General features: G+C 52.1%; 22 protein-coding genes and 2 tRNA genes. 23 read left to right on the top strand and 1 reads right to left on the bottom strand.

The features are described 5' to 3' along the window. Nucleotides 1-177: 177 nt before the first annotated feature. Nucleotides 178-254: transfer RNA gene (locus LRP57_RS05470), tRNA-Ile, on the bottom strand. A gap of 219 nt (nucleotides 255-473) precedes the next feature. Here LRP57_RS05470 and LRP57_RS05465 point away from each other — a divergent pair. From LRP57_RS05465 to LRP57_RS05355, 23 genes are all read left to right on the top strand, one after another. After that, nucleotides 474-545, top strand: a tRNA-Asn gene (locus LRP57_RS05465). Between the two features lie 228 nt (nucleotides 546-773). Further along, nucleotides 774-4,310 (top strand): DNA-directed RNA polymerase subunit beta, encoded by a 3,537-nt coding sequence (gene rpoB / locus LRP57_RS05460; protein ID WP_442984576.1) that lies wholly within the window; start codon nucleotides 774-776, stop codon nucleotides 4,308-4,310. 22 nt (nucleotides 4,311-4,332) lie between these two features. Then, nucleotides 4,333-8,247, top strand: coding sequence for a DNA-directed RNA polymerase subunit beta' (locus LRP57_RS05455; protein WP_269213850.1), 3,915 nt, complete (start codon nucleotides 4,333-4,335; stop codon nucleotides 8,245-8,247). A gap of 422 nt (nucleotides 8,248-8,669) precedes the next feature. Continuing rightward, nucleotides 8,670-9,044 carry a 30S ribosomal protein S12 gene (gene rpsL / locus LRP57_RS05450; RefSeq protein ID WP_026460007.1) on the top strand — a complete coding sequence of 125 codons (375 nt, stop codon included), beginning with the start codon at nucleotides 8,670-8,672 and terminating at the stop codon, nucleotides 9,042-9,044. Then, nucleotides 9,044-9,514 carry a 30S ribosomal protein S7 gene (gene rpsG / locus LRP57_RS05445; protein ID WP_231205513.1) on the top strand — a complete coding sequence of 157 codons (471 nt, stop codon included), beginning with the start codon at nucleotides 9,044-9,046 and terminating at the stop codon, nucleotides 9,512-9,514. Before rpsL ends, rpsG begins: the two co-directional genes overlap by 1 nt. 113 nt (nucleotides 9,515-9,627) lie before the next feature. Further along, nucleotides 9,628-11,751 (top strand): elongation factor G, encoded by a 2,124-nt coding sequence (gene fusA / locus LRP57_RS05440; protein ID WP_231205512.1) that lies wholly within the window; start codon nucleotides 9,628-9,630, stop codon nucleotides 11,749-11,751. A 164-nt stretch (nucleotides 11,752-11,915) separates the two neighbouring features. Then, nucleotides 11,916-13,103, top strand: a complete 1,188-nt coding sequence (tuf, locus tag LRP57_RS05435; RefSeq protein WP_231205511.1) for an elongation factor Tu — start codon at nucleotides 11,916-11,918, stop codon at nucleotides 13,101-13,103. A gap of 327 nt (nucleotides 13,104-13,430) precedes the next feature. After that, nucleotides 13,431-15,068 carry an SHIRT domain-containing protein gene (locus LRP57_RS05430; protein WP_231205510.1) on the top strand — a complete coding sequence of 546 codons (1,638 nt, stop codon included), beginning with the start codon at nucleotides 13,431-13,433 and terminating at the stop codon, nucleotides 15,066-15,068. Nucleotides 15,069-15,794: 726 nt separating this feature from the next. Then, nucleotides 15,795-16,103, top strand: coding sequence for a 30S ribosomal protein S10 (gene rpsJ / locus LRP57_RS05425; RefSeq protein ID WP_003790631.1), 309 nt, complete (start codon nucleotides 15,795-15,797; stop codon nucleotides 16,101-16,103). 11 nt (nucleotides 16,104-16,114) lie between these two features. Beyond that, a complete protein-coding gene (rplC, locus tag LRP57_RS05420; protein WP_231205509.1) occupies nucleotides 16,115-16,783 on the top strand; it encodes a 50S ribosomal protein L3 in 669 nt (222 codons plus the stop codon). A gap of 2 nt (nucleotides 16,784-16,785) precedes the next feature. Further along, nucleotides 16,786-17,430: a 50S ribosomal protein L4 gene (gene rplD / locus LRP57_RS05415; RefSeq protein WP_231205508.1), complete on the top strand. Its 645-nt coding sequence runs from the start codon at nucleotides 16,786-16,788 to the stop codon at nucleotides 17,428-17,430. Next, nucleotides 17,427-17,732: a 50S ribosomal protein L23 gene (gene rplW, locus LRP57_RS05410; RefSeq protein WP_231205507.1), complete on the top strand. Its 306-nt coding sequence runs from the start codon at nucleotides 17,427-17,429 to the stop codon at nucleotides 17,730-17,732. The genes rplD and rplW overlap by 4 nt, the downstream gene beginning before the upstream one ends. Nucleotides 17,733-17,755: 23 nt before the next feature. Continuing rightward, nucleotides 17,756-18,592, top strand: a complete 837-nt coding sequence (gene rplB / locus LRP57_RS05405; protein WP_231205506.1) for a 50S ribosomal protein L2 — start codon at nucleotides 17,756-17,758, stop codon at nucleotides 18,590-18,592. Between the two features lie 15 nt (nucleotides 18,593-18,607). Beyond that, nucleotides 18,608-18,889: a 30S ribosomal protein S19 gene (gene rpsS, locus LRP57_RS05400; protein ID WP_026460016.1), complete on the top strand. Its 282-nt coding sequence runs from the start codon at nucleotides 18,608-18,610 to the stop codon at nucleotides 18,887-18,889. Nucleotides 18,890-18,921: 32 nt separating this feature from the next. Next, a complete protein-coding gene (gene rplV, locus LRP57_RS05395) occupies nucleotides 18,922-19,293 on the top strand; it encodes a 50S ribosomal protein L22 (protein ID WP_231205505.1) in 372 nt (123 codons plus the stop codon). Next, a complete protein-coding gene (gene rpsC, locus LRP57_RS05390) occupies nucleotides 19,293-20,093 on the top strand; it encodes a 30S ribosomal protein S3 (RefSeq protein WP_231205504.1) in 801 nt (266 codons plus the stop codon). The genes rplV and rpsC overlap by 1 nt, the downstream gene beginning before the upstream one ends. 6 nt (nucleotides 20,094-20,099) lie before the next feature. Continuing rightward, entirely contained in the window at nucleotides 20,100-20,519 is a 420-nt protein-coding gene (rplP, locus tag LRP57_RS05385; RefSeq protein ID WP_231205503.1) for a 50S ribosomal protein L16, read from the top strand. Further along, entirely contained in the window at nucleotides 20,519-20,752 is a 234-nt protein-coding gene (gene rpmC / locus LRP57_RS05380) for a 50S ribosomal protein L29 (protein WP_231205502.1), read from the top strand. The genes rplP and rpmC overlap by 1 nt, the downstream gene beginning before the upstream one ends. Before the next feature lie 5 nt (nucleotides 20,753-20,757). Then, complete coding sequence (rpsQ, locus tag LRP57_RS05375; protein WP_231205501.1) at nucleotides 20,758-21,024, top strand: 30S ribosomal protein S17; 267 nt, start codon at nucleotides 20,758-20,760, stop codon at nucleotides 21,022-21,024. A gap of 95 nt (nucleotides 21,025-21,119) precedes the next feature. Then, nucleotides 21,120-21,488, top strand: coding sequence for a 50S ribosomal protein L14 (gene rplN, locus LRP57_RS05370; protein ID WP_231205500.1), 369 nt, complete (start codon nucleotides 21,120-21,122; stop codon nucleotides 21,486-21,488). Then, nucleotides 21,488-21,919, top strand: a complete 432-nt coding sequence (rplX, locus tag LRP57_RS05365) for a 50S ribosomal protein L24 (protein ID WP_231205499.1) — start codon at nucleotides 21,488-21,490, stop codon at nucleotides 21,917-21,919. The genes rplN and rplX overlap by 1 nt, the downstream gene beginning before the upstream one ends. Before the next feature lies 1 nt (nucleotide 21,920). Next, a complete protein-coding gene (rplE, locus tag LRP57_RS05360; protein ID WP_231205498.1) occupies nucleotides 21,921-22,466 on the top strand; it encodes a 50S ribosomal protein L5 in 546 nt (181 codons plus the stop codon). 3 nt (nucleotides 22,467-22,469) lie between these two features. Beyond that, complete coding sequence (locus tag LRP57_RS05355) at nucleotides 22,470-22,655, top strand: type Z 30S ribosomal protein S14 (RefSeq protein WP_231205497.1); 186 nt, start codon at nucleotides 22,470-22,472, stop codon at nucleotides 22,653-22,655. The last annotated feature ends 48 nt before the right edge of the window (nucleotides 22,656-22,703 follow it).

The raw sequence follows: 22,703 nt of genomic DNA, 5'->3' as shown, positions 1-22,703 counted from the left end.
GTCAATAGACAGGTATTTTGAGCTTTGGTTCATAAATATGAGCATAAAAGACACGCTCGGTTTTGAGATGCTCTGTATGGGAAGCTGAATGAGAAGTTTGCTTGTCCAATTACGTGTTGATTTTCAATAAATAAAGCCTGGAAGATCAGCGATTTCTCGTTGATAGCCTAGGCTTTCTGGTGCCCCAAGTCGGGCTTGAACCGACGACCGACGGATTATGAGTCCGTTGCTCTGACCGACTGAGCTATTGGGGCGTGTACATTTTACAGCCTTGTGAGGGTTTTGTGTAAGTAATACAGAAAGTCCATATGTGGAATATGGATATCTGAGGAATTGAATAGGTGAATAACCTGCGTAAAATGGCGAAAAAAGACGAAAATTTAGGGGAGTGGTCGCATTTGGTGATCTGTTTCCCTTTTTTTGATTTGCGCGAAGGGGAGTTCAGTCGCTAAAGTTCTTACTTGCGTAAGCATTCCTGCGTAGCTCAATGGCAGAGCATCCGACTGTTAATCGGACGGTTGTTGGTTCGAGTCCAACCGCAGGAGCTTTTATTACCCTAATCCCTGTGATTAGGGTTTTTATATGAGTACTTCCTGAGTGTGGATATTATGAGTCTCTCCGCACCCTGTTAGTGAGAATGGGCACAAAGTGCTGTGTCTATTGAAGAAATAAGCGGAAAAGCCTAGCATGAGAGTTTGTGCCTTGCTATGTCCGAGGTGACCCGTATCTACCCGCCGTAACAGGCGCTTGGCGGATAAGAACGGAGTCAGGTAATGGTCCGCAAGTGCGCACGCGCATCGAAAACGCAGGGAAGGACCCCCGTGGCTGACAGTCACTCCGCTTCCGAAACTTCTCACCAGCTGAGGACTCGTATCTCGTTCGCGAAACTAAGCGAACCGCTCCAAGCCCCCAATCTTCTTGGCCTCCAGATCGAGAGCTTTGATTGGCTCCTCGGTAATGATGCTTGGAAAGCTCGTGTTGAAGCAGCACAAGCTGCCGGACGTAATGATGTCCCCGATGTTTCTGGTCTTGAAGAAATCTTCGAAGAAATTTCTCCTATTGAAGATCTTGGTGGAACTATGGCCCTGTCTTTCAGGGACCATCGCCTCGAACGACCTAAATACACGGTCGAAGAAGCAAAAACCAAAGACTATACCTACTCAGCACCCATGTACGTGACCGCTGAGTTCATGAACTACATGACCGGTGAAATCAAGTCACAGACCGTCTTTATGGGTGATTTCCCCTTAATGACGCCACGTGGCACATTCATCATTAATGGCACTGAACGCGTAGTTGTTTCCCAGTTGGTACGTTCCCCGGGTGTGTACTTTGAACGTACATCAGACCGTACTTCTGACAAAGATGTGTTCGGAGCCAAGATCATTCCATCACGCGGCGCATGGCTCGAATTTGAAATCGACAAACGTGACTCTGTAGGCGTACGTATTGATCGCAAACGTAAGCAGTCTGTGACTCATTTCCTTAAGGCTATCGGCATGACCGAAGGCGAAATCCGTGACGCATTCGCGGACTACCCTGTTTTGCTTGAAACCTTAGAAAAAGACACGGTCCACACTCAGGAAGAAGCTCTCACCGATATTTACCGCAAACTGCGTCCCGGGGAGCCTGCCAACGTGGATGCTGCTCAGACGCTTTTGAATAACTTCTACTTCGATGCTAAGCGTTACGACTTAGCTAAGGTAGGACGTTACAAGATTAACCGTAAACTTGCCCTCGATGCTTCTCCGAAGGAATCAACCCTCACACTTGAGGACATCGTAGCGACGGTGAAATACCTGCTTTCACTCCATCAAGGTGATAAGGCTTTCGCGGGTATTCGTAATGGGCAATCCGTTCAGGTACGTGTTGAAGCTGACGACATTGACCACTTTGGTAACCGTCGTATCCGCGCTGTTGGTGAATTGATTCAGGCGCAGGTGCGTGTGGGTCTTGCCCGTATGGAACGTACCGTACGTGAACGTATGACCACTCAGGAAGCGGATTCCATTACGCCGCAATCCCTGATTAATATTCGCCCGGTTGTGGCAGCTATTAAAGAGTTCTTCGGTACTTCACAGCTTTCACAGTTCATGGATCAAAATAATCCGCTGGCTGGTTTGACTCACAAGCGCCGCCTGTCAGCACTTGGTCCGGGTGGTTTGTCGCGTGACCGTGCAGGCATGGAAGTGCGTGACGTTCACCCCTCCCACTACGGTCGTATGTGTCCGATTGAAACCCCTGAAGGTCCAAACATTGGTCTGATTGGTTCACTTGCAACATTTGCTCGTATTAACCCCTTCGGTTTCATTGAAACCCCGTACCGTGTGGTGCGTGAGGGCCGAGTGACAAATGAAGTAGCTTATTTGACTGCTGATGACGAATTTGGTCACTTTATTGCTCAGGCATCATCTCGTCTGAATGATGATGGTTCCTTTGCTGAAGAATTTGTTCTGTGCCGTGTTGCCGGTGAAGATCCGACTCTGGTTGCACGCGACCGCATTGACTACATGGACGTTTCCGCACGTCAGATGGTGTCTGTTGCGACAGCTTTCATCCCCTTCCTTGAGCACGATGACGCAAACCGCGCATTGATGGGTGCGAACATGCAGCGTCAGGCTGTGCCTTTGCTGACAACTGAAGCTCCTCTTGTGGGAACCGGTATGGAACGTCGTGCGGCGCAAGACTCCGGTGAAATGGTCCTTGCCAGCCGCCCAGGTGTCGTTACTGAGGTAAGTGCCGACCTGATTGTTGTCGCAACTGATGACGGTGGACGTGACACGTACCGTTTGGAAAAGTTTGAGCGTTCTAACCCGGGTAACTGCACGAATCAACGTGTCATTGTTGATGAGGGTGACCGCGTGGAAGTTGGAACTGTCCTTGCTGACGGTCCTGCAACCGATCATGGCGAAGTTGCTTTAGGTAAGAACTTACTTGTGGCTTACATGTCCTGGGAAGGTTTGAACTACGAGGACGCGATTATTTTGTCGCGTCGTGTCGTGGAAGAAGACATCCTCACCTCGATTCATATTGAAGAATACGAAGTCGATGCTCGTGAAACGAAGCTCGGTGATGAGGAAATCACCCGCGATATTCCGAATGTGTCGGAAGAATCTTTGGCTGATTTGGATGAACGTGGCATCATTCGTATCGGTGCTGAAGTTACTGCTGGCGATATTCTTGTCGGTAAGGTGACACCGAAGGGTGAAACTGAACTTACCTCAGAAGAACGTTTGCTGCGTGCAATTTTCGGCGAAAAAGCCCGCGAGGTGCGTGACACCTCTTTGCGTGTTCCTCACGGTGAAGAAGGTATCGTCATTGGCGTCCGCGAATTCAATGAGGACGAAGACGAACTGAACCCCGGAGTACGTCAAACTGTACGCGTGTATGTGGCCCAGCGTCGTAAGATCACCATTGGTGACAAGATGGCCGGCCGCCACGGAAATAAGGGTGTGGTTTCAAAGATCCTGCCGGTTGAAGACATGCCGTTCCTTGAGGATGGTACACCGGTGGATATTATCTTGAACCCGCTTGGTGTTCCCGGTCGTATGAACGTGGGTCAGGTGCTTGAATATCACCTTGGTTGGCTTGCGCATCAAGGATGGGATGCTACTGAAGCTGTTGAAGCAGGGGAGGAGTGGACAACCCACCTACCTGCAGAAGCAGTGAAAGCTGCTCCGAATAGTTTGGTGGCAACCCCTGTCTTTGATGGTTTGGAAGCCGGGGAGCTTTCCGGTCTGCTTCGCTACGTGAACCCCAGCCGTGACGGCGGTAAACTCACGAATGAATACGGTAAGGCCCGACTCTTTGATGGGCGTTCGGGTGAACCTTTCCCGTATCCGATTGCTGTGGGTTATGCGTACATGCTGAAACTGCATCACCTGGTTGATGACAAGATTCACGCACGTTCCACAGGCCCATACTCAATGATTACGCAGCAGCCATTGGGCGGTAAGGCTCAATTCGGTGGTCAGCGTTTCGGTGAAATGGAAGTGTGGGCGCTGGAAGCATACGGTGCTGCCTATGCGCTGCAAGAATTACTAACTATCAAGTCCGATGACACAACCGGTCGTGTGAAAGTCTATGAAGCAATTGTGAAGGGCGAGGATATTCCTGAACCGGGTATCCCCGAATCTTTCCGCGTCCTTATTCAGGAAATGCGTTCCTTGTGCTTGAATGTCGAAGCTCTCGACGCTGCAGGTAACGTCATTGATCTGAAAGATGAGGACGAGAACTTCGATATGCGTGAAGACCTCGGCATCTCTCTTGAAGCCCGTCCGAATGCTGCTGCCACGATCGATGCGATCTGAGAACTGACGAGGAGAAAAGACGTTGTTGGACGCAAAGACTTTCGACAGCCTGAAAATCACCCTAGCAACCGCCGATAATATTGGTCCTGTGACCCAGGGCGGTTGGTCATGGGGTGAGGTGAAGAAACCTGAAACTATTAACTACCGTACCCTCAAGCCTGAGCGTGACGGCCTATTTGGTGAACAAATTTTCGGTCCGACACGCGACTGGGAATGTGCCTGCGGTAAGTACAAGCGCGTACGCTACAAGGGCATTATTTGTGAAAAGTGTGGTGTTGAGGTCACGCGCTCAAAGGTTCGTCGTGAACGCATGGGCCATATTGATCTTGCTGCACCTGTCACACACATTTGGTATTTCAAAGGCGTGCCTTCTCGTTTAGGCTACGTGCTGAATCTGGCACCAAAGGACTTGGAAAAGGTCATCTATTTCGCTGCCTACATGATTACTGAGGTGGATGAAAAGGGCCGTGACGAGGACCTTGCAGATCTGCGCGGTGAACTTGAAGTTGAAAAAGGCCATTTAGAATCTCAGCGTGATGCCGCTATCAATGAGTGCGCAGAACAGGCTGAGGCGGATCTGGCTGCCCTTGAAGCAGATGGTGCTTCAGCGGCTGAGCGTGAAAAGATCCGTAAGAATCTCGACAAAGAGATGGCACGTATTCGTCGTCGTTATGATGCTGATATTGAGGGTCTTGAGGCTGTGTGGGAACGCTTCAAAGATCTGAAAGTGGGCGATCTTGAAGGCGACGAGCGTCTGTACCGTGCGATGAAAACACGCTATGGCACTTACTTCAAGGGAGATATGGGGGCGTCTGCTATCCAAAAGCGCCTGCAGACCTTTGACCTTGAAGGTGAAGTAGCCGCATTACGCCAGATTATCCAGACAGAAACTGGTCCACGTAAAACCCGGGCGATTAAGCGTTTGAAAGTAATTAATGCTTTCATTGCGACGGGGAATGCTCCTGAGTCGATGGTGCTGACAAATATCCCTGTGATCCCGCCGGATTTACGTCCGATGGTTCAGCTTGATGGTGGCCGTTTTGCTACCTCAGACCTGAATGATTTGTACCGTCGTGTGATTAACCGTAATACTCGTCTGCGTCGTCTGCTTGAGTTGGGCGCACCTGAGATCATTGTGAACAACGAGAAGCGTATGCTCCAAGAGTCCGTGGATGCGTTGTTTGATAATGGTCGTCGTGGTCGTCCGGTTGCCGGCCCAGGTAACCGTCCGCTGAAGTCGATTTCTGACATGCTGAAAGGTAAGCAAGGGCGTTTCCGTCAGAACTTGCTGGGTAAGCGTGTGGATTATTCAGGCCGTAGCGTTATCGTTGTCGGTCCTCAGTTGCGACTGCATCAGTGTGGTTTGCCTAAGCAAATGGCTTTGGAACTTTTCAAGCCTTTCGTTATGAAACGTCTGGTGGAAAAGAATTTTGCGCAGAATGTGAAGGCAGCAAAGCGTAAGGTTGAGCGTCAGCGTCCGGAAGTGTGGGACGTGCTTGATGACGTGATTCGTGAGCATCCTGTATTGCTGAACCGTGCACCTACGCTGCACCGCCTCGGTATTCAGGCATTCGAACCTCAGCTCATCGAAGGTAAAGCAATTCAGCTGCATCCGCTGGCTTGTGAAGCTTTTAACGCTGACTTCGATGGCGACCAGATGGCTGTTCACTTGCCTTTAGGTGCGGAGGCTCAAGCTGAGGCTCGTATCCTTATGCTGTCAACGAATAACATTCTTAAGCCTTCTGATGGTCGTCCGGTGGCTATGCCTTCTCAGGATATGATTATTGGTTTGTTCCATTTGACATCAGAGCCTGATCCGGCTGTTGCGTTAGCTCGTGATGAGCAGGGCAATGAGGTTATTCCGTCCTTCTCCTCTGTTGGTGAAGCAATTATGGCTTTCGACAATGGTGATCTGGACTTGAATGCTCGTGCCCTGATTCGTTTTGATGACATTGTTCCTCCGGTGGATTGGCAGGCTCCTGAAGGCTGGTCTACAGGTGATGATGTCCTGCTGGAAACTTCATTGGGCCGCGCGATTTTCAATGAGCAACTGCCTGTGGACTTCCCGTATGTTAATGAGGTTGTTGGTAAGAAGCAGCTCGCAAATATCGTGAACTCTTTGACGGAACGCTATCCCAATGTTCTGGTAGCGGAAAGTCTTGATGCTCTTAAGAGTGCTGGCTTCCACTGGTCCACGTGGTCGGGTATTACGATTTCTTTCTCTGATATTCAGGCTTCTCCTCGTAAAGAGTCGATTTTGGCTCAGTATGAGGAACGAGCAGCTCAGATTCAAGATCAGTACGAAACCGGCTTCATTTCTGAGGACACTCGTTATGAGGAACTTGTGAAGTTGTGGTTGGAGTGTACGGAAAAGGTCGCTGACGATATGCGCGCGAACTTTGACGAACGCAACACCGTGTACCGTATGGTTTCCTCTGGTGCTCGTGGTAACTGGAGTCAGGTCCAGCAGCTTGCAGGTATGCGTGGTCTGGTGTCTGACCCGAAGCAGAAGCTTATTGAGCGTCCAATTAAGGCGAATTACCGTGAAGGTCTGACGGTTCTTGAATACTTCATTGCGACGCACGGTGCCCGTAAGGGTCTGGCTGATACGGCTTTGCGTACTGCTGAGTCAGGGTATTTGACTCGTCGTTTGGTTGACGTCTCGCAGGATGTGATTGTGCGTGAGGCTGACTGTGGTACGCGTGGTGGTATTCGTATTCCGATTGCTCAGCAGGACGAGTCCGGCCAGTGGGTTGCTCTTGAAACTGTGCAAACTACTGCTTACGCCCGTACTTTAGCGCGTGATGTTGTCGCTGAGGATGGCACTGTTTTGGCTTCTGCCGGTATGGATTTGGGTGACGATTTGTTGTCTGCCTTGATTCAGGCTGGTGTGGCTGAGGTTGTGTGTCGTTCGGTGCTGACCTGCGAATCTCAGGTGGGGACGTGTGCGACATGTTATGGTCGTTCACTTGCTACAGGTAAGCAGGTGGATATCGGTGAGGCTGTCGGTATTATTGCTGCTCAGTCGATTGGTGAGCCTGGTACTCAGCTGACGATGCGTACCTTCCACACGGGTGGTGCGGCTTCTGCAGCTGACATTACGCAGGGTCTGCCGCGTGTGCAGGAATTATTTGAGGCTCGTACACCGAAGGTTGAAGCTAAGCTGGTTGAGGCTGCTGGTCGTATTCATATTGATGATGAAGATCCGGCTGTGCGTCGCGTGGTTGTGACACGTGATGATGCGAAAGAAGATCTTGTTATCGAGTTGTCTCGTCGCCAGAAGCTTTTGGTGAGCGAAGGCCAGCATGTGGATGCGGGAACGCCGTTGACTGAAGGCCAGCTGGACCCGAAGGAAGTTCTGCGTATTATGGGTCGTAATGTGGCTCAGAAGCAGCTTGTTGATGAGGTTCAGAAGGTGTACCGCGATCAGGGTGTAGGTATTCACTCCAAGCATATTGAGGTGATTGTCCGCCAGATGCTGCGTAAGATCACGATTCTTGAGCCGGGCGATACGTCCTTTATGCCGGGTGAACTGGTTGATCGTATGCTCTATTTGGCTCAGAACCGTAAGGTTGCTGCTGAGGGTGGTCAGCCTGCATCAGGTCGTCAGATGCTTATGGGTATTACGAAGGCTTCGTTGGCAACGGATTCGTGGCTTTCTGCTGCGTCCTTCCAGGAAACCACGAAGGTTCTGACTGAGGCTGCCATGAATGGTAAGTCAGATTCTTTGGTGGGTCTGAAGGAGAATGTGATCCTCGGTAAGCTCATTCCTGCTGGTACAGGTTTGGCTCGTTACAACGATATTCGTGTGGAGCCAACACCGGAGGCTTTGGCAAATTCCAACTATTCTGAGTTGGATTTCCAAGATGGTGAGGTTTCAGAGGATTTCCTTGAAGCTCTGGGCAACATTGATTTTGGAATGTCTTTCCATGAGTGATTGAGCTGTCAAGGAGGATTCTTCTTGGTAGCAGGGGCCCTGGAACACTTAGGTGTTTCAGGGCCTTTCTCGTAGGTGGGTGTGGTACGTGGAGATTGTTATGTTTTCTAAGGTGTGTGGAATCACGTTATCTCGCCTTGACCTGTCTGGCCCTGGCAACTAATGTTACGTGAGGTAGCCCGCTATGTCGGGTTCCTTTTCCACGCTGTGCGTGGTGCCTTATGTATGTGAGGTATGCGGGTTCCGTTCCGTCGGAGCTCCGGGTGTCATTCTCTGATTACCTTCATGTGGGTTTTCATCATGGCATTCCGGCCCTGTGACGGATACGTGTGTCCGTTGAAAGGGGCAAGATAAGCGGCAGACTGACCTATAAGAGTTGAGCAGAATGCTTAGCTAAAGACGGAACAAGAACTGGAGTCCCAGTGCCAACTATTCAGCAGCTCGTCCGCAAGGGTCGCAGCTCGAAGCGCTCAAAGGTGAAGACCCCTGCGCTGAAGGGTTCACCCCAGCGTCGCGGCGTATGCACTCGTGTGTACACCACCACCCCAAAGAAGCCGAACTCGGCTTTGCGTAAGGTGGCTCGTGTACGTCTTTCCTCTGGTATTGAGGTTACGGCATATATTCCCGGTGAAGGCCACAATTTGCAGGAGCACTCGATTGTGCTCGTTCGTGGCGGTCGTGTAAAGGACCTTCCTGGTGTTCGTTACCGCATTGTTCGCGGTTCCTTGGATACTCAGGGTGTTCGTAATCGTAAGCAGGCTCGTTCCCGCTATGGCGCAAAGAAGGAGAAGAAGTAATGCCTCGTAAGGGCCCCGCTCCCAAGCGTCCTTTGGTTGATGATCCGGTTTACGGCTCAAAGATGGTGACCCAGCTGGTCAACCGTGTTCTTTTGGACGGTAAAAAGACTGTTGCTGAGCGTATTGTTTACGGCGCGTTAGAAACTGTTCGTGAACGTACAGAGCAAGATCCGGTTACCGTTCTCAAGCGCGCTATGGACAATATTCGTCCTGCTCTGGAAGTTCGTTCACGCCGTGTTGGTGGTGCGACTTACCAGGTTCCGGTTGAGGTTCGTCCTGCACGTGCAACCACGCTTGCTTTGCGTTGGTTGGTGGACTACTCACGTCAGCGTCGTGAAAAGACAATGACTGAGCGCCTCGCGAATGAAATTCTTGATGCCTCCAACGGCTTAGGTGCTGCTGTCAAGCGTCGTGAAGACATGCATAAGATGGCAGAGTCGAACCGCGCTTTCGCTCACTACCGCTGGTAATCGTCTGGATAAGTGGGCTTATATTCTGCTGTATGCGATTGTGGGCTTCACTTATCGTCAGAAAATTAACGAACGACAAACCAACTGAGTAATACGAACGAAGGATTGACTCCGTGGCACTTGAGGTGTTGACCGACCTGAAGAAGGTCCGCAACATCGGCATCATGGCTCACATTGATGCCGGTAAGACCACCGTGACGGAACGTATTTTGTTCTACACGGGTATTAACTACAAGATTGGTGAAACGCATGATGGTGCGTCCACCACTGACTGGATGGAACAGGAAAAAGAGCGTGGTATCACCATCACCTCGGCAGCTGTGACATCTTTCTGGAACGGCAACCAGATTAACGTGATTGACACCCCCGGACACGTGGACTTCACCGTTGAGGTGGAACGCTCCTTGCGTGTTCTCGATGGTGCTGTTGCTGTTTTTGACGGCAAGGAAGGTGTAGAACCTCAGTCTGAAACCGTGTGGCGTCAGGCTGATAAGTACGATGTTCCGCGTATCTGCTTCATCAACAAGATGGACAAGATGGGCGCGGATTTCTACTTCTCGGTTCAGACCATTAAAGACCGTCTGAATGCTACTCCGATCGTGATGCACCTTCCTATTGGTGCAGAAAACGAATTCGAGGGTACCGTTGACTTGATTACCATGGAATCGGTTCGCTATCCGGCGAAAGATGAAAATGGTCAGCCAACAATGGGTGCCCTCGTTGTGCGTGGCGAAATTCCTGCTGAGCTGCAAGAAAAAGCTGAGGAATACCGCGAAGCGTTGATGGAAGCAGCAGCTGACGCAAATGATGAACTCACCGAAGCCTACTTGGAAAATGGTGAGCTCACATCTGAGCAGATCAAAGCCGGTATCCGTGAATTGACGATCGCTGGTCGTGCTTTCCCCGTGTACTGTGGAACTGCTTTGCGTAACATGGGTGTTCAGCCTGTTCTGGACGCTGTGATCGACTTCTTGCCTTCACCTTTGGATATTCCTCCGGTGAAAGGCTTTAAGCCAGGTGCTGAGGATGAGGAGCCGACTGAAACACGTCTGCCTTCTGATTCTGAGCCTTTTGCTGCTTTGGCATTCAAGATTGCTGCTCACCCCTTCTACGGCAAACTTACCTTCATCCGCGTGTACGCAGGTAAAGTGGAGCAGGGTGCTCAGGTATCGAATTCCACGAAGGGCAAGAAGGAACGTATCGGCAAGATCTTCCAGATGCACTCCAATAAGGAAAACCCTGTCGATGTGGCACATGCTGGTCACATTTACGCGGTTATTGGTCTGAAAGACACCACTACTGGTGATACTTTGAGTGCCCTTGATAAGCAAGTAATTCTGGAATCCATGACATTCCCGAAGCCGGTTATTCACGTGGCTGTAGAGCCAAAGTCGAAGGCTGACCAGGAAAAAATGGGTATTGCTATCCAGAAGCTTGCTGAAGAAGACCCAACATTCACTGTTGAGTTGGATCCAGAAACCGGTCAGACAATTATCGGCGGTATGGGTGAGCTTCACCTTGACATCATCGTTGACCGTATGCGTCGCGAATTCAAGGTTGAGGCGAATGTTGGTAAGCCGATGGTTGCTTACCGTGAAACCATTCGTAAGGCTGTGGAGAAGCACGAGTACACGCATAAGAAGCAGACCGGTGGTTCTGGTCAGTTCGCGCGTGTCATTATTGCTCTTGAGCCTATCGAAGCTGATTCAGAGAAGGATTACGAGTTCGTGGATAAGGTCACTGGTGGCCGTGTTCCACGCGAGTACATTCCATCTGTTGATGCTGGTATCCAAGATGCTATGCAGACTGGTGTTTTGGCTGGTTACCCGATGGTGGGTGTCCGCGCGACACTGCTTGATGGTGCTTACCATGACGTTGACTCGTCTGAAATGGCATTCAAGATTGCTGGTACTATGGCAATGAAGGAGGCTGCAAAGAAAGCCTCTGCTGTACTGCTAGAACCAATTATGGACGTCGAGGTGCGTACACCTGAGGAATACATGGGTGACGTGATCGGCGACCTGAATTCTCGTCGTGGTGCCATTCAGTCAATGGATGAGCAGCACGGTGTGCGTGTTGTACGCGCACATGTTCCGCTGTCAGAAATGTTCGGTTATGTCGGTGATCTGCGTTCAAAGACGCAAGGTCGCGCGGTGTATTCGATGCAGTTCGATAGCTACGCCGAGGTCCCGCGTAATGTCGCGGACGAGATCATCGGAAAGTCTCGGGGCGAATGAGTCCCACAGGTGGAATCGCCATGAGGACAACAGAATTTACATGTTGTAATTATGGCGGTTCGCCTCACACAATGATAACCCTGTAGGTCTCATGCCCTGATGGGTGTTAAAGTGACACCTAGCCATAGGCTGAGAAAAATCTACCCGAGTCCAGGAGGACACAAGTGGCGAAGGCCAAGTTCGAGCGCACCAAGCCGCACGTTAACATCGGTACCATTGGTCACGTTGACCACGGCAAGACCACACTGACCGCGGCGATTACCAAGGTCCTGCATGACAAGTACCCAGACCTGAACGAGTTCACCCCGTTCGACCAGGTCGACAACGCTCCCGAAGAACGCGATCGTGGTATCACGATCAACGTTTCTCACGTGGAGTACCAGACCGAGGCGCGTCACTATGCACACGTTGACGCTCCCGGCCACGCTGACTACGTTAAGAACATGATTACCGGTGCCGCTCAGATGGACGGCGCAATCCTCGTGGTTGCTGCTACTGACGGCCCAATGGCTCAGACCCGTGAGCACGTGCTGCTCGCCAAGCAGGTCGGCGTTCCGACAATCTTGATCGCCTTGAACAAGGCTGACATGGTTGACGACGAAGAAATGCTTGAGCTGGTTGAGGAAGAATGCCGCGACCTGCTTGAATCACAGGGCTTTGATCGTGAAGCTCCGATCGTTCAGGTTTCAGCTCTCAAGGCTCTTGAAGGCGATGCCCAGTGGGTTGGCAAGGTTGAAGAACTCATGAACGCTGTGGACACCTTCGTGCCCACCCCTGAGCGTGATATGGACAAGCCATTCCTTATGCCAATCGAAGACGTGTTCACCATTACTGGTCGTGGCACCGTCGTGACCGGTCGTGTGGAGCGCGGTACTCTGCCGATCAACTCTGAAGTTGAAATTCTCGGTATCCGTGATCCGCAAAAGACCACCGTTACCGGTATTGAAATGTTCCACAAGTCCATGGATGAGGCATGGGCTGGCGAGAACTGTGGTCTGTTGCTCCGTGGCACCAAGCGTGATGAAGTTGAGCGTGGTCAGGTTGTGGCCAAGCCTGGCACCATCACCCCGCACACCGAGTTCACCGGCCAGGTTTACATCCTCAAGAAGGAAGAAGGCGGCCGTCACAACCCGTTCTTCACCAACTACCGTCCGCAGTTCTACTTCCGTACCACTGACGTGACTGGCGTTATCACCCTTCCTGAAGGCACCGAAATGGTTATGCCTGGCGACGACACCGAGATCACTGTTCAGCTGATCCAGCCGATCGCTATGGAACCGGGCCTCGGTTTCGCTATCCGTGAGGGTGGCCGTACCGTTGGTTCAGGTCGTGTGACCGCTATCTTGAAGTGAGTAACCTGAATACTTACTGGAGCTAGTGCACCGGTAAGTATGGTGTGATACTTTCTTTCGCAAGTGAGGGTCGTTACCGTAAGGTAGCGGCCTTCACTTGTTTTGCTATAAGGGAAGTTTTCTTTTATACGCAAGTTTGTGCGAAAAAGAATGGCACCGACTAATAGAACGAAAAGATAACGAATACGTATAAATATGGTGTCTATGAACTAAATCTCGCTTTGTTTTCTTTTCAAAGGAAACGAAACAATGTACCTTAATAAAGGAATTTTTTTTTGGGGGGGGGGGCTACCCTTCTAAACTTTATCTATAGAGAGGTTTCCTCATATGCGAAATCTTCGTCAGGCTGTTGCTGCGGGCACTGCAGCACTTATGGCGTGTAGCGGTCTGCTACTTTTTAGTGTTGCTGCAAATGCTGATGACAATAATGTGATTGCTCCGACGAATGCGGAACCTATTAACCCTGCCGGACGTAATGACATTAAAGACCATAAAGGTATTCTTGCAGGGGATCCTGAAGACAAACTTTTCCCCTCATTGGTCTGCGTGCCAGCTAAAGATACGTATGCGATTGACTATCGTGGCACATTGGATATGAAGTCAGTTATCGACGCATGGAACTCCAAAAAAGAAAAAGGACGTCAAGCTTTTGTTACGCAAATTAGCGGAAGCGGGATTGGAGCTTATCTTCCACGGGTTTTTGGTACTTCAGATGTGAACCAGTCTTACAACAAAATTTTCTCTGATCTTCTGGTTCGCGGGGAATTTCATATTTCAATGAAGATTGATCCAGCGGTTGTCTCTGTAAACCAGACTGTTCTGGTGGATACGGCTGCATGGGATGCTGCTTACCGTGCAGCTAATACGGACACGCAATATCCAAATCATATGGTGATTGATACAGCAAAACCACCAACCTATGCTGAGGATGGCACGCTGACAATTCACTTCAAACTGGCAGACGGGCTTCACGCTGAAGATTTAGATAATGACTACAAGACTTTGAAGACACTCGCCATTGATACGCCGGCGAATCTTTTCACTGTTTCGAAAGAAAACTTCCGAAACCTTGAAGCTGCTGCGCGTAGCTTTGATCTGACTGTTCCACTGGTTCAGGGCACCTTTGAGAAGCCTACGCTAGATACGACACGTAATGCTTACTATGCAGTGGCACAGCCTTTTGCCGATGCTGTTATGGCCCCTGAATTCCCTGTGAAGTTCAAACAGGAAAAGTACAACGCTGCGACTATCCGTAGCATCAGCAAGGTACAAGCAATTCACCATTTTGAATCCGATGTCCCAGGTCAAGCTCTGCCGGCTGAAGTGACAGCTTTGCTTCCTGCTCCCTCCGAAGCGCTCTTTTCTATGGCAGCTATGATGCCCTCCGCTGATAATGCGACGACTCCTTACAAACCTGCTGACCCTGCACAAACACGTGTAGAAACAGCTGATGGAGTCTGGAATTTTGCTTCTTGGGGCAAGCTTTCTGAATGGAATTGGAATGACGATACCGCAGTTTCACCTGAGTGTCGTGTAGCGAATGTGACTGGCTATTGGCACTTCAGCGAAAAGCCAAAGTCTGAGGTTCTTGATTTTGAACTGATGTGTCCTGCTGGTGATGAGCTTCCTGCTGATACTGACAAGGTTTCGTATAAGTGGGATGGTGAAGGCAAGGATCGTAAGCTTGTTGCGACAGCTAAGGCTGGTTTTGTTTTCGCTGGTGGTAAGACTGAAATGTCAATGTCTTGCCCCATGCCTGAGAAGGAAATGAAGGAGCCTAAGCCTGAAAAGGACATGAAGGAACCTACGCCTGAAAAGGACATGAAGAAACCAGAACCTACCAAGGGTAAGGGTGGCAAGCAACTAGCAACGACCGGTACAACCGCTCTGTTGCTTGGTGGTTCAGCAGCTACTCTCATTACTGCTGGCGCAGGTGTTTTGATTCTTCGCCGTCGTCAAGCCTGATCTCACTCTCATTCTCTCTCGTTGAGAATTTGAGCATCACTGCTCCCCGTTGATATGAACGGGGAGCAGTTTTTATGCCTTACACATCCATGATCCCTCTCCTGCGATAAGCGTTTAAGTATTACAAGGGGAGAAGGCTACTGCTGGAATGCGTGCTGCCTGTTCTCTAAAAAGTTTCCCACCCACGCGGAGAGGTCACTAGTCAGCACACTAGGTGCTGCGTTATAAGTTCCCAAAGCGGCATGGGAAATATCTTTCAAATAGATACAAAACAAGATTTAATGAAAGTCACATAAAAATACTTTTCGCTGGAAAACTAGGGATTTTAAGCGCTTTTTCTATAAAAGCGAGCGAAAGTCTCACGAAGCGAGTGGACGACACGCCCGAGTGCGGGTACCGTAGGTGAGTGTTATAAGACGTGCGTCATGCACAATGCAAAAAGTGCTGTGCATGATGGAATGTTCTTGTCGTTGGATTCACATTCACGAAAGTCTTTTTGACTTGATCTCAGTGGGTGTTATCTGGCAGACTTGAACGGTTGCCCCGCAGCAGCGGGGCTGTCCCATGTCAATACGTGGGGCAGGGCATAATGCCCGTGATCTTTGGACAAGACAACGGTCCACCTCCCACCTGGGAGAACCGTGCGCTAGGACAGTGTCGCTCAGATAGCGACACACCCGAGTGCGGGGACCGGTGACGAATCTGTACGAGAAGAGGTAGGACGGCATGGCGGGACAGAAGATCCGCATCCGGCTGAAGTCGTATGACCATGAGGTTATCGACAGTTCCGCGCGCAAGATCGTGGACACCGTGCAGCGAGCAGGAGCCACCGTTGTAGGCCCAGTACCGCTGCCGACCGAAAAGAACGTGTTTGTCGTCATTCGGTCACCCCACAAGTACAAGGACAGCCGCGAACACTTTGAGATGCGCACACACAAGCGGCTCATTGACATCATCGACCCGACTCCGAAGGCTGTTGACTCGCTTATGCGACTCGACCTGCCCGCGGACGTCAACATTGAGATCAAGCTCTGAGGACATCTGCAATGACAATCAACAAGAAGCAGCACGCTGGCAGGCCAATTACGGCACTGCTAGGCCGTAAGCTCGGCATGACCCAAGTTTGGGATGCCAACGGCCATCTCGTGCCCCTGACTGTCGTGCAGGTCGGCACCAATGTCGTCACTCAGCTTCGCACCGAAGAAACTGACGGCTACACCGCTATTCAGCTTGGCTTTGAAGACATCGACGCGCGCAAAGTAACCAAGCCTTTGGCCGGACACTTTGCCAAAGCAGGCGTTGCTCCTAAGCGTCATCTTGTCGAGGTACGTACCTCTGAAGCTGATTCCTATGAACTCGGCCAAGAACTGAATGCTGACGTTTTTACCCCCGGTACCGCTGTGGACGTTTCCGGTAACACCAAAGGCAAAGGCTTTGCAGGTGTCATGAAGCGCCACGGCTTCGCAGGTGTTTCCGCTTCTCACGGTTCACACCGCAACCACCGTAAGCCCGGCTCCATTGGCGCATGTGCAACACCTGGTCGTATTTTCAAGGGACAGCGCATGGCCGGCCGCATGGGTGGCGTTCGTCGTACCGTCCAGAACCTGAAGATCCAAGCCGTTGACACGGAAAAAGGCTTGCTGCTCATCAGCGGCGCTATTCCTGGCCCTAAGAACGGCGTGGTCCTGGTTCGCTCCTCTGTGAAGGGCGCGTGATTATGTCTGACATCCGTACCATTGATGTTCTTGATGCCAAAGGAAAAAAGACCACAACAGTTGAACTTCCTGCAGAAGTTTTCGACGTGGATACCAACATTCCTTTGATGCACCAAGTAGTCGTCGCACAGCTTGCCGCTGCACGTCAGGGCACCCACGCGACAAAGACACGCGGACAAGTTTCTGGCGGTGGCAAGAAACCATTCCGTCAGAAAGGAACCGGTAACGCGCGTCAAGGCTCTATCCGTGCTCCTCATTTCACCGGTGGTGGTGTTGTCCACGGTCCACAGCCTCGTGACTACTCACAGCGCACACCTAAGAAAATGAAGGTGGGCGCTCTGCGTTCAGCATTGTCTGATCGTGCACGTGCTGGCCGCATCCACGTGGTGACCGCTCTGGTTGAACTTGAAAAGCCCTCAACCAAAGCAGCAAAAGCCGCCTTGCAAAACATCGTTGAGGATCGTCAAGCTCTTGTGGTCCTCGAACGACACGAAGAAATGACAGCACTGTCCCTTCGTAACCTACCCGAGGTTCATGTCCTATGGGCAGACCAGTTGAACACATACGATGTCCTCGACTCAGATGACATTGTGTTCACAGTCGGCGCTCTGCAGACCTTCCTCGGTACCAAGGAGGAAGCCAAGTGAGCACGATTGAGGCGGGAAAGAACCCCCGCGACATCATCCTCAAACCCGTTGTGACTGAAAAAGCACTGATCCTCGTTGATCAGGGTAAGTACACATTCGAGGTTGACCCCCGCGCTAACAAGACCGAAATTAAGATCGCTATTGAGCAGATCTTCGGTGTCAAAATTGGCGCTATTGCTACCCAGAACCGCAAGGGTAAGGTGTACCGCACCCGCACAGGGACCGGACGCCGTAAGGACGTGAAGCGTGCCATCGTCACCCTGCGTGAAGGCACTATCGACATCTTCGGCGAGCAGGCCTGAGGCGTCAGAGGTAGAGGAACATCATGGGAATCCGTAAATACAAGCCCACGACTCCAGGTCGCCGTGGCGCGAGCGTTTCCGACTTTGTCGAAATCACTCGTTCCACCCCTGAGAAGTCGTTGGTACGCCCCTTGCACAAGACCGGTGGTCGTAACAACAACGGTCGCGTTACTTCTCGTCACCGTGGTGGCGGGCATAAGCGTGCTTACCGTCTGATTGACTTCCGTCGTCACGACAAAGATGGCGTACCCGCCAAGGTCGCTCACATTGAGTACGACCCGAACCGTACTGCTCGCATTGCTCTGCTGCACTATGCAGATGGCGACAAGCGTTATATCTTGTGCCCTGCAAAGCTGAACCAAGGCGATATCGTCGAAGCAGGACCGGCCGCTGACATCAAGCCCGGCAATAACTTGCCACTGCGTAACATCCCACTGGGTACCGTTATTCACGCTGTTGAACTGCAACCAGGTGGCGGCGCAAAGATTGCCCGCTCCGCAGGTTCATCAGTGCAGCTTGTTGCTAAAGAAGGTCGCTTCGCTCAACTGCGTATGCCCTCTGGCGAAATTCGCAACGTCGAAATCACCTGCCGCGCAACGGTTGGCGAAGTCGGCAACGCTGAGCAATCCAACATTAACTGGGGCAAAGCTGGACGTATGCGCTGGAAGGGCAAGCGTCCTCATGTCCGCGGTGTTGTGATGAACCCGGTCGATCACCCGCATGGTGGTGGTGAAGGTCGTACTTCAGGTGGTCGTCACCCAGTATCACCATGGGGTAAGCCTGAAGGCCGTACTCGTCGCCCGAATAAAGCGAGCGATCGTCTGATTGTACGTCGTCGTAAGACCGGTAAGAAGCGCTGATAGGGAGCTGGAAACATGCCACGTAGTCTGAAGAAAGGTCCCTTCGTTGACGACCATCTGATGAAGAAGGTTGACGCAGCGATCGAGACTGGTTCAAAGAATGTCATTAAGACGTGGTCACGTCGTTCGGTCATCACCCCAGATTTCTTGGGACTGACCTTTGCCGTCCATGACGGACGCAAACACGTGCCCGTTTTCGTTACCGAGTCGATGGTGGGCCACAAGCTCGGTGAGTTCGCTCCTACGCGTACTTTCCGTAGCCACGACAAGGATGATCGTAAGGGACGTCGGCGCTGAGCCGGCCCGCAGATAAGAAGAGGCAGGAAGCTATGGAAGCCAAGGCGCAGGCGCGTTACGTTCGCGTCACGCCCCAGAAAGCACGCCGCGTCGTGAACGAGGTTCGTGGCAAGCGCGCACTGGAGGCCGCCGACATCCTGCGGTTCGCTCCGCAGGCCGTCGCCACCGATGTTCGCAAGGTACTGCTCTCAGCAGTTGCCAACTCGAAGGTTAAGGCCGAACTGGCCGGTGAAACCTTCAACGAAGCCGATCTATTGGTTCTTGAAGCGTATGTTGATGAAGGTCCGACCATGAAGCGGTTCCGTCCGCGCGCACAGGGTCGAGCAGGCCGCATCCTCAAGCGTTCGAGCCACATCACAATCGTGGTCGGCACGAAAGAAGATAAGCAGAAGGGAGACCAGTAATGGGACAGAAGGTTAACCCCACCGGGTTCCGTCTTGGCATTACTACAGATCACCGGTCCCGCTGGTTCTCTGATTCCTCAGCCAAGGGTCAGCGCTACGCCGACTACGTGGCCGAGGACGTTGCAATCCGCAAGACCTTGTCTGAAACCCTTGAACGGGCTGGTATTGCGAAGGTTGACATTGAACGTACACGTGATCGTGTCCGTGTTGATCTGCACACAGCTCGTCCGGGTATCGTCATTGGTCGCCGTGGAACTGAAGCCGATCGTTTGCGTCAGTCTTTAGAAAAGCTCACAGGCAAGCAAGTTCAGCTCAACATCCTTGAGGTAAAGAACCCTGATTTGGATGCTCAGCTTGTCGCTCAAGGCATTGCTGAACAGCTGACCGCTCGTGTGTCTTTCCGCCGCGCAATGCGTAAAGGTATCCAGTCTGCGCAGCGTGCAGGCGCTAAAGGAATCCGTGTTCAGGTTTCAGGTCGTTTAGGCGGCGCTGAAATGAGCCGTTCAGAGTTCTACCGTGAAGGCCGCGTACCTTTGCACACTCTGCGCGCAAATATTGACTACGGCTTCTACGAAGCTCGCACCACTTTTGGTCGCATCGGCGTAAAAGTGTGGATCTACAAGGGTGACATCACCGAACGCGAATTTGCTCGCCAACAGGCTGAGCAATCCAACCGCGGTGGCCGTCGTAGCGACCGTCGTAACTCGCGTCGCGGTGGACGTTCCCAGCAGGACAATAGCCAAGCACAAGCAGCCCCCGCTGCTACAGCTGCTGGCTCCGAGACCGGAACGGAGGCCTGAGCCAACATGCTCATTCCCCGCCGTACTAAGTGGCGCCGTCAGCACCGTCCGCATCGCACGGGCAACGCGACAGGCGGTACCGAACTGGCATTCGGCCAGTACGGGATCCAGGCGCTTGAAGGTGCATATGTCACCAACCGACAGATTGAAGCCGCTCGTATTGCCATGACACGTCACATCAAGCGTGGTGGCAAGGTGTGGATCAATATTTTCCCTGACCGCCCCTTGACCAAGAAACCTGCTGAAACTCGTATGGGTTCCGGTAAGGGTTCGGTTGAATGGTGGATTGCGCCTGTTAAACCAGGACGTATCATGTTCGAGTTGGGTGGTGTCTCAGAGAGCCTTGCTCGTGAGGCTATGCGACGTGCCCAGCACAAGCTTCCGATGAAGACCCGTTTCGTGGTCCGAGAGGGTGGTGATTTCTGATGGCCGATAAGGGTCTGACCACCGCCGACCTCGATGCCATGGACGATGCCCAGTTATCCAAAGAGCTCGAAAAAGCTAAAGCAGAACTGTTCAACTTACGTTTTGCTCAAGCAGTAGGTTCATTGGAAGACCACGGTCGTATGCGTACCGTGCGCCGTGACATCGCCCGCATCTACACGATCGCGCGTGAGCGGGAGCTCGGCTACCGCACCGCCCCTAGCACTCAGGAGTGAGTAGGATGTCCGAGTCCGCACCTCGTAATCAGCGCAAAGTTCGTCGCGGCTACGTGACCTCAGACAAGATGGATAAAACCGTCGTTGTCGAGATCGAAGACCGCGTCAAGCATGCTCTTTATGGCAAGGTCATGCGCAAGAGCAAGAAGGTCAAGGTTCATGATGAGCATAACGAATGCCAGATTGGGGATCTTGTCCTGATTATGGAGACCCGCCCGTTGTCAGCAACCAAACGCTGGCGCGTTGTGGAAATCCTCGAAAAGGCGAAGTGACATTCGCCCTTTTAGACCGAAATCCGTTCGGCAAGGCTCGGCGGCGAGGGTAACCTCGCCGCAGAGAACCGGCTCGACGACAGGAGTCACAGAAAATGATTCAGCAGGAGTCGCGACTGAAAGTCGCTGATAACACAGGGGCCAAGGAGATCCTGACCATCCGTGTTCTCGGTGGCTCGGGTCGGCGTTACGCGGGTATCGGCGACGTCATCGTCGCTACCGTGAAAGACGCAATCCCTGGCGGCAACGTCAAGAAGGGAGACGTCGTTAAGGCGGTTGTTGTGCGCACGCGCAAAGAAACTCGCCGTCCCGACGGTTCCTACATTCGTTTCGACGAAAATGCGGCAGTCATCCTTAAAAACGATGGCGAACCCCGCGGCACACGTATCTTCGGTCCAGTTGGACGTGAACTACGTGACAAGAAATTCATGAAGATCGTGTCACTCGCACCGGAGGTGATCTGATGGCAGCGAAAATCCGCAAGGGAGACCTCGTAGAGGTTGTACGCGGCCGCACCTCGGATGAGGCAAAGCTCGCTGAGCGCAATGCACGTCGTGAGGCAGAAGGCCTTGAACCACTCAAACCAGGCGATAAAGGTCGTCAGGGTCGAGTAATCAAGGTGTTCCCACGCGAAGAAAAAGTGCTTGTCGAAGGCATTAACCTCAAGACACGCCACGTACGTCAAGGCGCTCAAGGACAAGCTGGCGGCATCGAAACTATCGAAGCCCCCATTTCGCTGTCCAAAATTGCGCTTGTTGACCCAGACACCAAGAAGCGTGTGCGTGTAGGTTTCCGCGAGGACACCATTGAACGCGATGGCCGTGTTCGTACCGTCCGAGTTCGTGTAACTCGTGGTGGTGCTAAGCGTGGCATCGAACAGGGCAAGGAGATCTGAGATGGCACCTCGTCTGAAGGAAAAGTACAACTCGGAAATCCGCGAGGCTTTACGTTCTGAGTTCGGCCATGCAAACGTCATGGAAGTCGGCGGTCTGGTAAAGATCGTCGTCAACATGGGCGTTGGTGAGGCAGCTCGTGATTCAAAAGCTCTTGAGGGAGCCATTCGTGACCTGACCGCGATTACAGGCCAAAAGCCAGTTGTCACCAAGGCGCGTAAGTCAATTGCTCAGTTCAAGCTCCGCGAAGGCCAAGCTATTGGTGCACACGTCACCATGCGTGGCGATCGTATGTGGGAATTCTTGGACCGTCTCCTTTCCACAGCTCTGCCACGTATCCGCGACTTCCGCGGCCTGTCGGCAAAGCAATTCGATGGGAATGGCAATTACACCTTCGGTCTGACCGAACAGTCAATGTTCCATGAGATCGATCAGGATTCCATTGACCGAGTTCGTGGCATGGACATCACCGTTGTCACCTCGGCCAAGACCGATGATGAGGGACGTTCGCTTCTTCGTCACCTCGGCTTCCCTTTCAAGGAGAACTGACCTATGGCTAAGACCTCTCTCAAAGTCAAAGCCGCTCGCACCCCGAAATTCGCGGTGCGCGGCTACACACGGTGCAATCGTTGCGGTCGTCCCCGCTCCGTGTACCGTAAGTTCGGACTGTGCCGCGTGTGCTTGCGTGAACTCGCCCTTCGTGGTGAGCTCCCTGGCGTCACCAAGAGCAGCTGGTAACACTGACGTCGTAGGTCTCTGCTTGAAGTGGAGAAACCGCGACGAGGA

The sequence above is a fragment of the Schaalia sp. lx-260 genome (assembly GCF_021083645.1).
Taxonomy (GTDB): Bacteria; Actinomycetota; Actinomycetes; order Actinomycetales; family Actinomycetaceae; genus Pauljensenia.
This window is presented reverse-complemented; position numbering and strand designations above follow the sequence as displayed.

What these genes read in the sequence shown, in the direction of transcription:
- rpsC (WP_231205504.1), top strand. Translation starts at nt 19,293, where the DNA reads ATGGGACAGAAGGTTAACCCCACCGGGTTCCGTCTTGGCATTACTACA.
- rplC (WP_231205509.1), top strand. Translation starts at nt 16,115, where the DNA reads ATGACAATCAACAAGAAGCAGCACGCTGGCAGGCCAATTACGGCACTG.
- rplE (WP_231205498.1), top strand. Translation starts at nt 21,921, where the DNA reads ATGGCACCTCGTCTGAAGGAAAAGTACAACTCGGAAATCCGCGAGGCT.
- rpmC (WP_231205502.1), top strand. Translation starts at nt 20,519, where the DNA reads ATGGCCGATAAGGGTCTGACCACCGCCGACCTCGATGCCATGGACGAT.
- rplN (WP_231205500.1), top strand. Translation starts at nt 21,120, where the DNA reads ATGATTCAGCAGGAGTCGCGACTGAAAGTCGCTGATAACACAGGGGCC.
- rpoB (WP_442984576.1), top strand. Translation starts at nt 774, where the DNA reads ATGGTCCGCAAGTGCGCACGCGCATCGAAAACGCAGGGAAGGACCCCC.
- rpsS (WP_026460016.1), top strand. Translation starts at nt 18,608, where the DNA reads ATGCCACGTAGTCTGAAGAAAGGTCCCTTCGTTGACGACCATCTGATG.
- rplX (WP_231205499.1), top strand. Translation starts at nt 21,488, where the DNA reads ATGGCAGCGAAAATCCGCAAGGGAGACCTCGTAGAGGTTGTACGCGGC.
- rplV (WP_231205505.1), top strand. Translation starts at nt 18,922, where the DNA reads ATGGAAGCCAAGGCGCAGGCGCGTTACGTTCGCGTCACGCCCCAGAAA.
- rplD (WP_231205508.1), top strand. Translation starts at nt 16,786, where the DNA reads ATGTCTGACATCCGTACCATTGATGTTCTTGATGCCAAAGGAAAAAAG.
- rpsJ (WP_003790631.1), top strand. Translation starts at nt 15,795, where the DNA reads ATGGCGGGACAGAAGATCCGCATCCGGCTGAAGTCGTATGACCATGAG.
- rplP (WP_231205503.1), top strand. Translation starts at nt 20,100, where the DNA reads ATGCTCATTCCCCGCCGTACTAAGTGGCGCCGTCAGCACCGTCCGCAT.
- rplB (WP_231205506.1), top strand. Translation starts at nt 17,756, where the DNA reads ATGGGAATCCGTAAATACAAGCCCACGACTCCAGGTCGCCGTGGCGCG.
- LRP57_RS05355 (WP_231205497.1), top strand. Translation starts at nt 22,470, where the DNA reads ATGGCTAAGACCTCTCTCAAAGTCAAAGCCGCTCGCACCCCGAAATTC.
- LRP57_RS05430 (WP_231205510.1), top strand. Translation starts at nt 13,431, where the DNA reads ATGCGAAATCTTCGTCAGGCTGTTGCTGCGGGCACTGCAGCACTTATG.
- rpsG (WP_231205513.1), top strand. Translation starts at nt 9,044, where the DNA reads ATGCCTCGTAAGGGCCCCGCTCCCAAGCGTCCTTTGGTTGATGATCCG.
- rpsQ (WP_231205501.1), top strand. Translation starts at nt 20,758, where the DNA reads ATGTCCGAGTCCGCACCTCGTAATCAGCGCAAAGTTCGTCGCGGCTAC.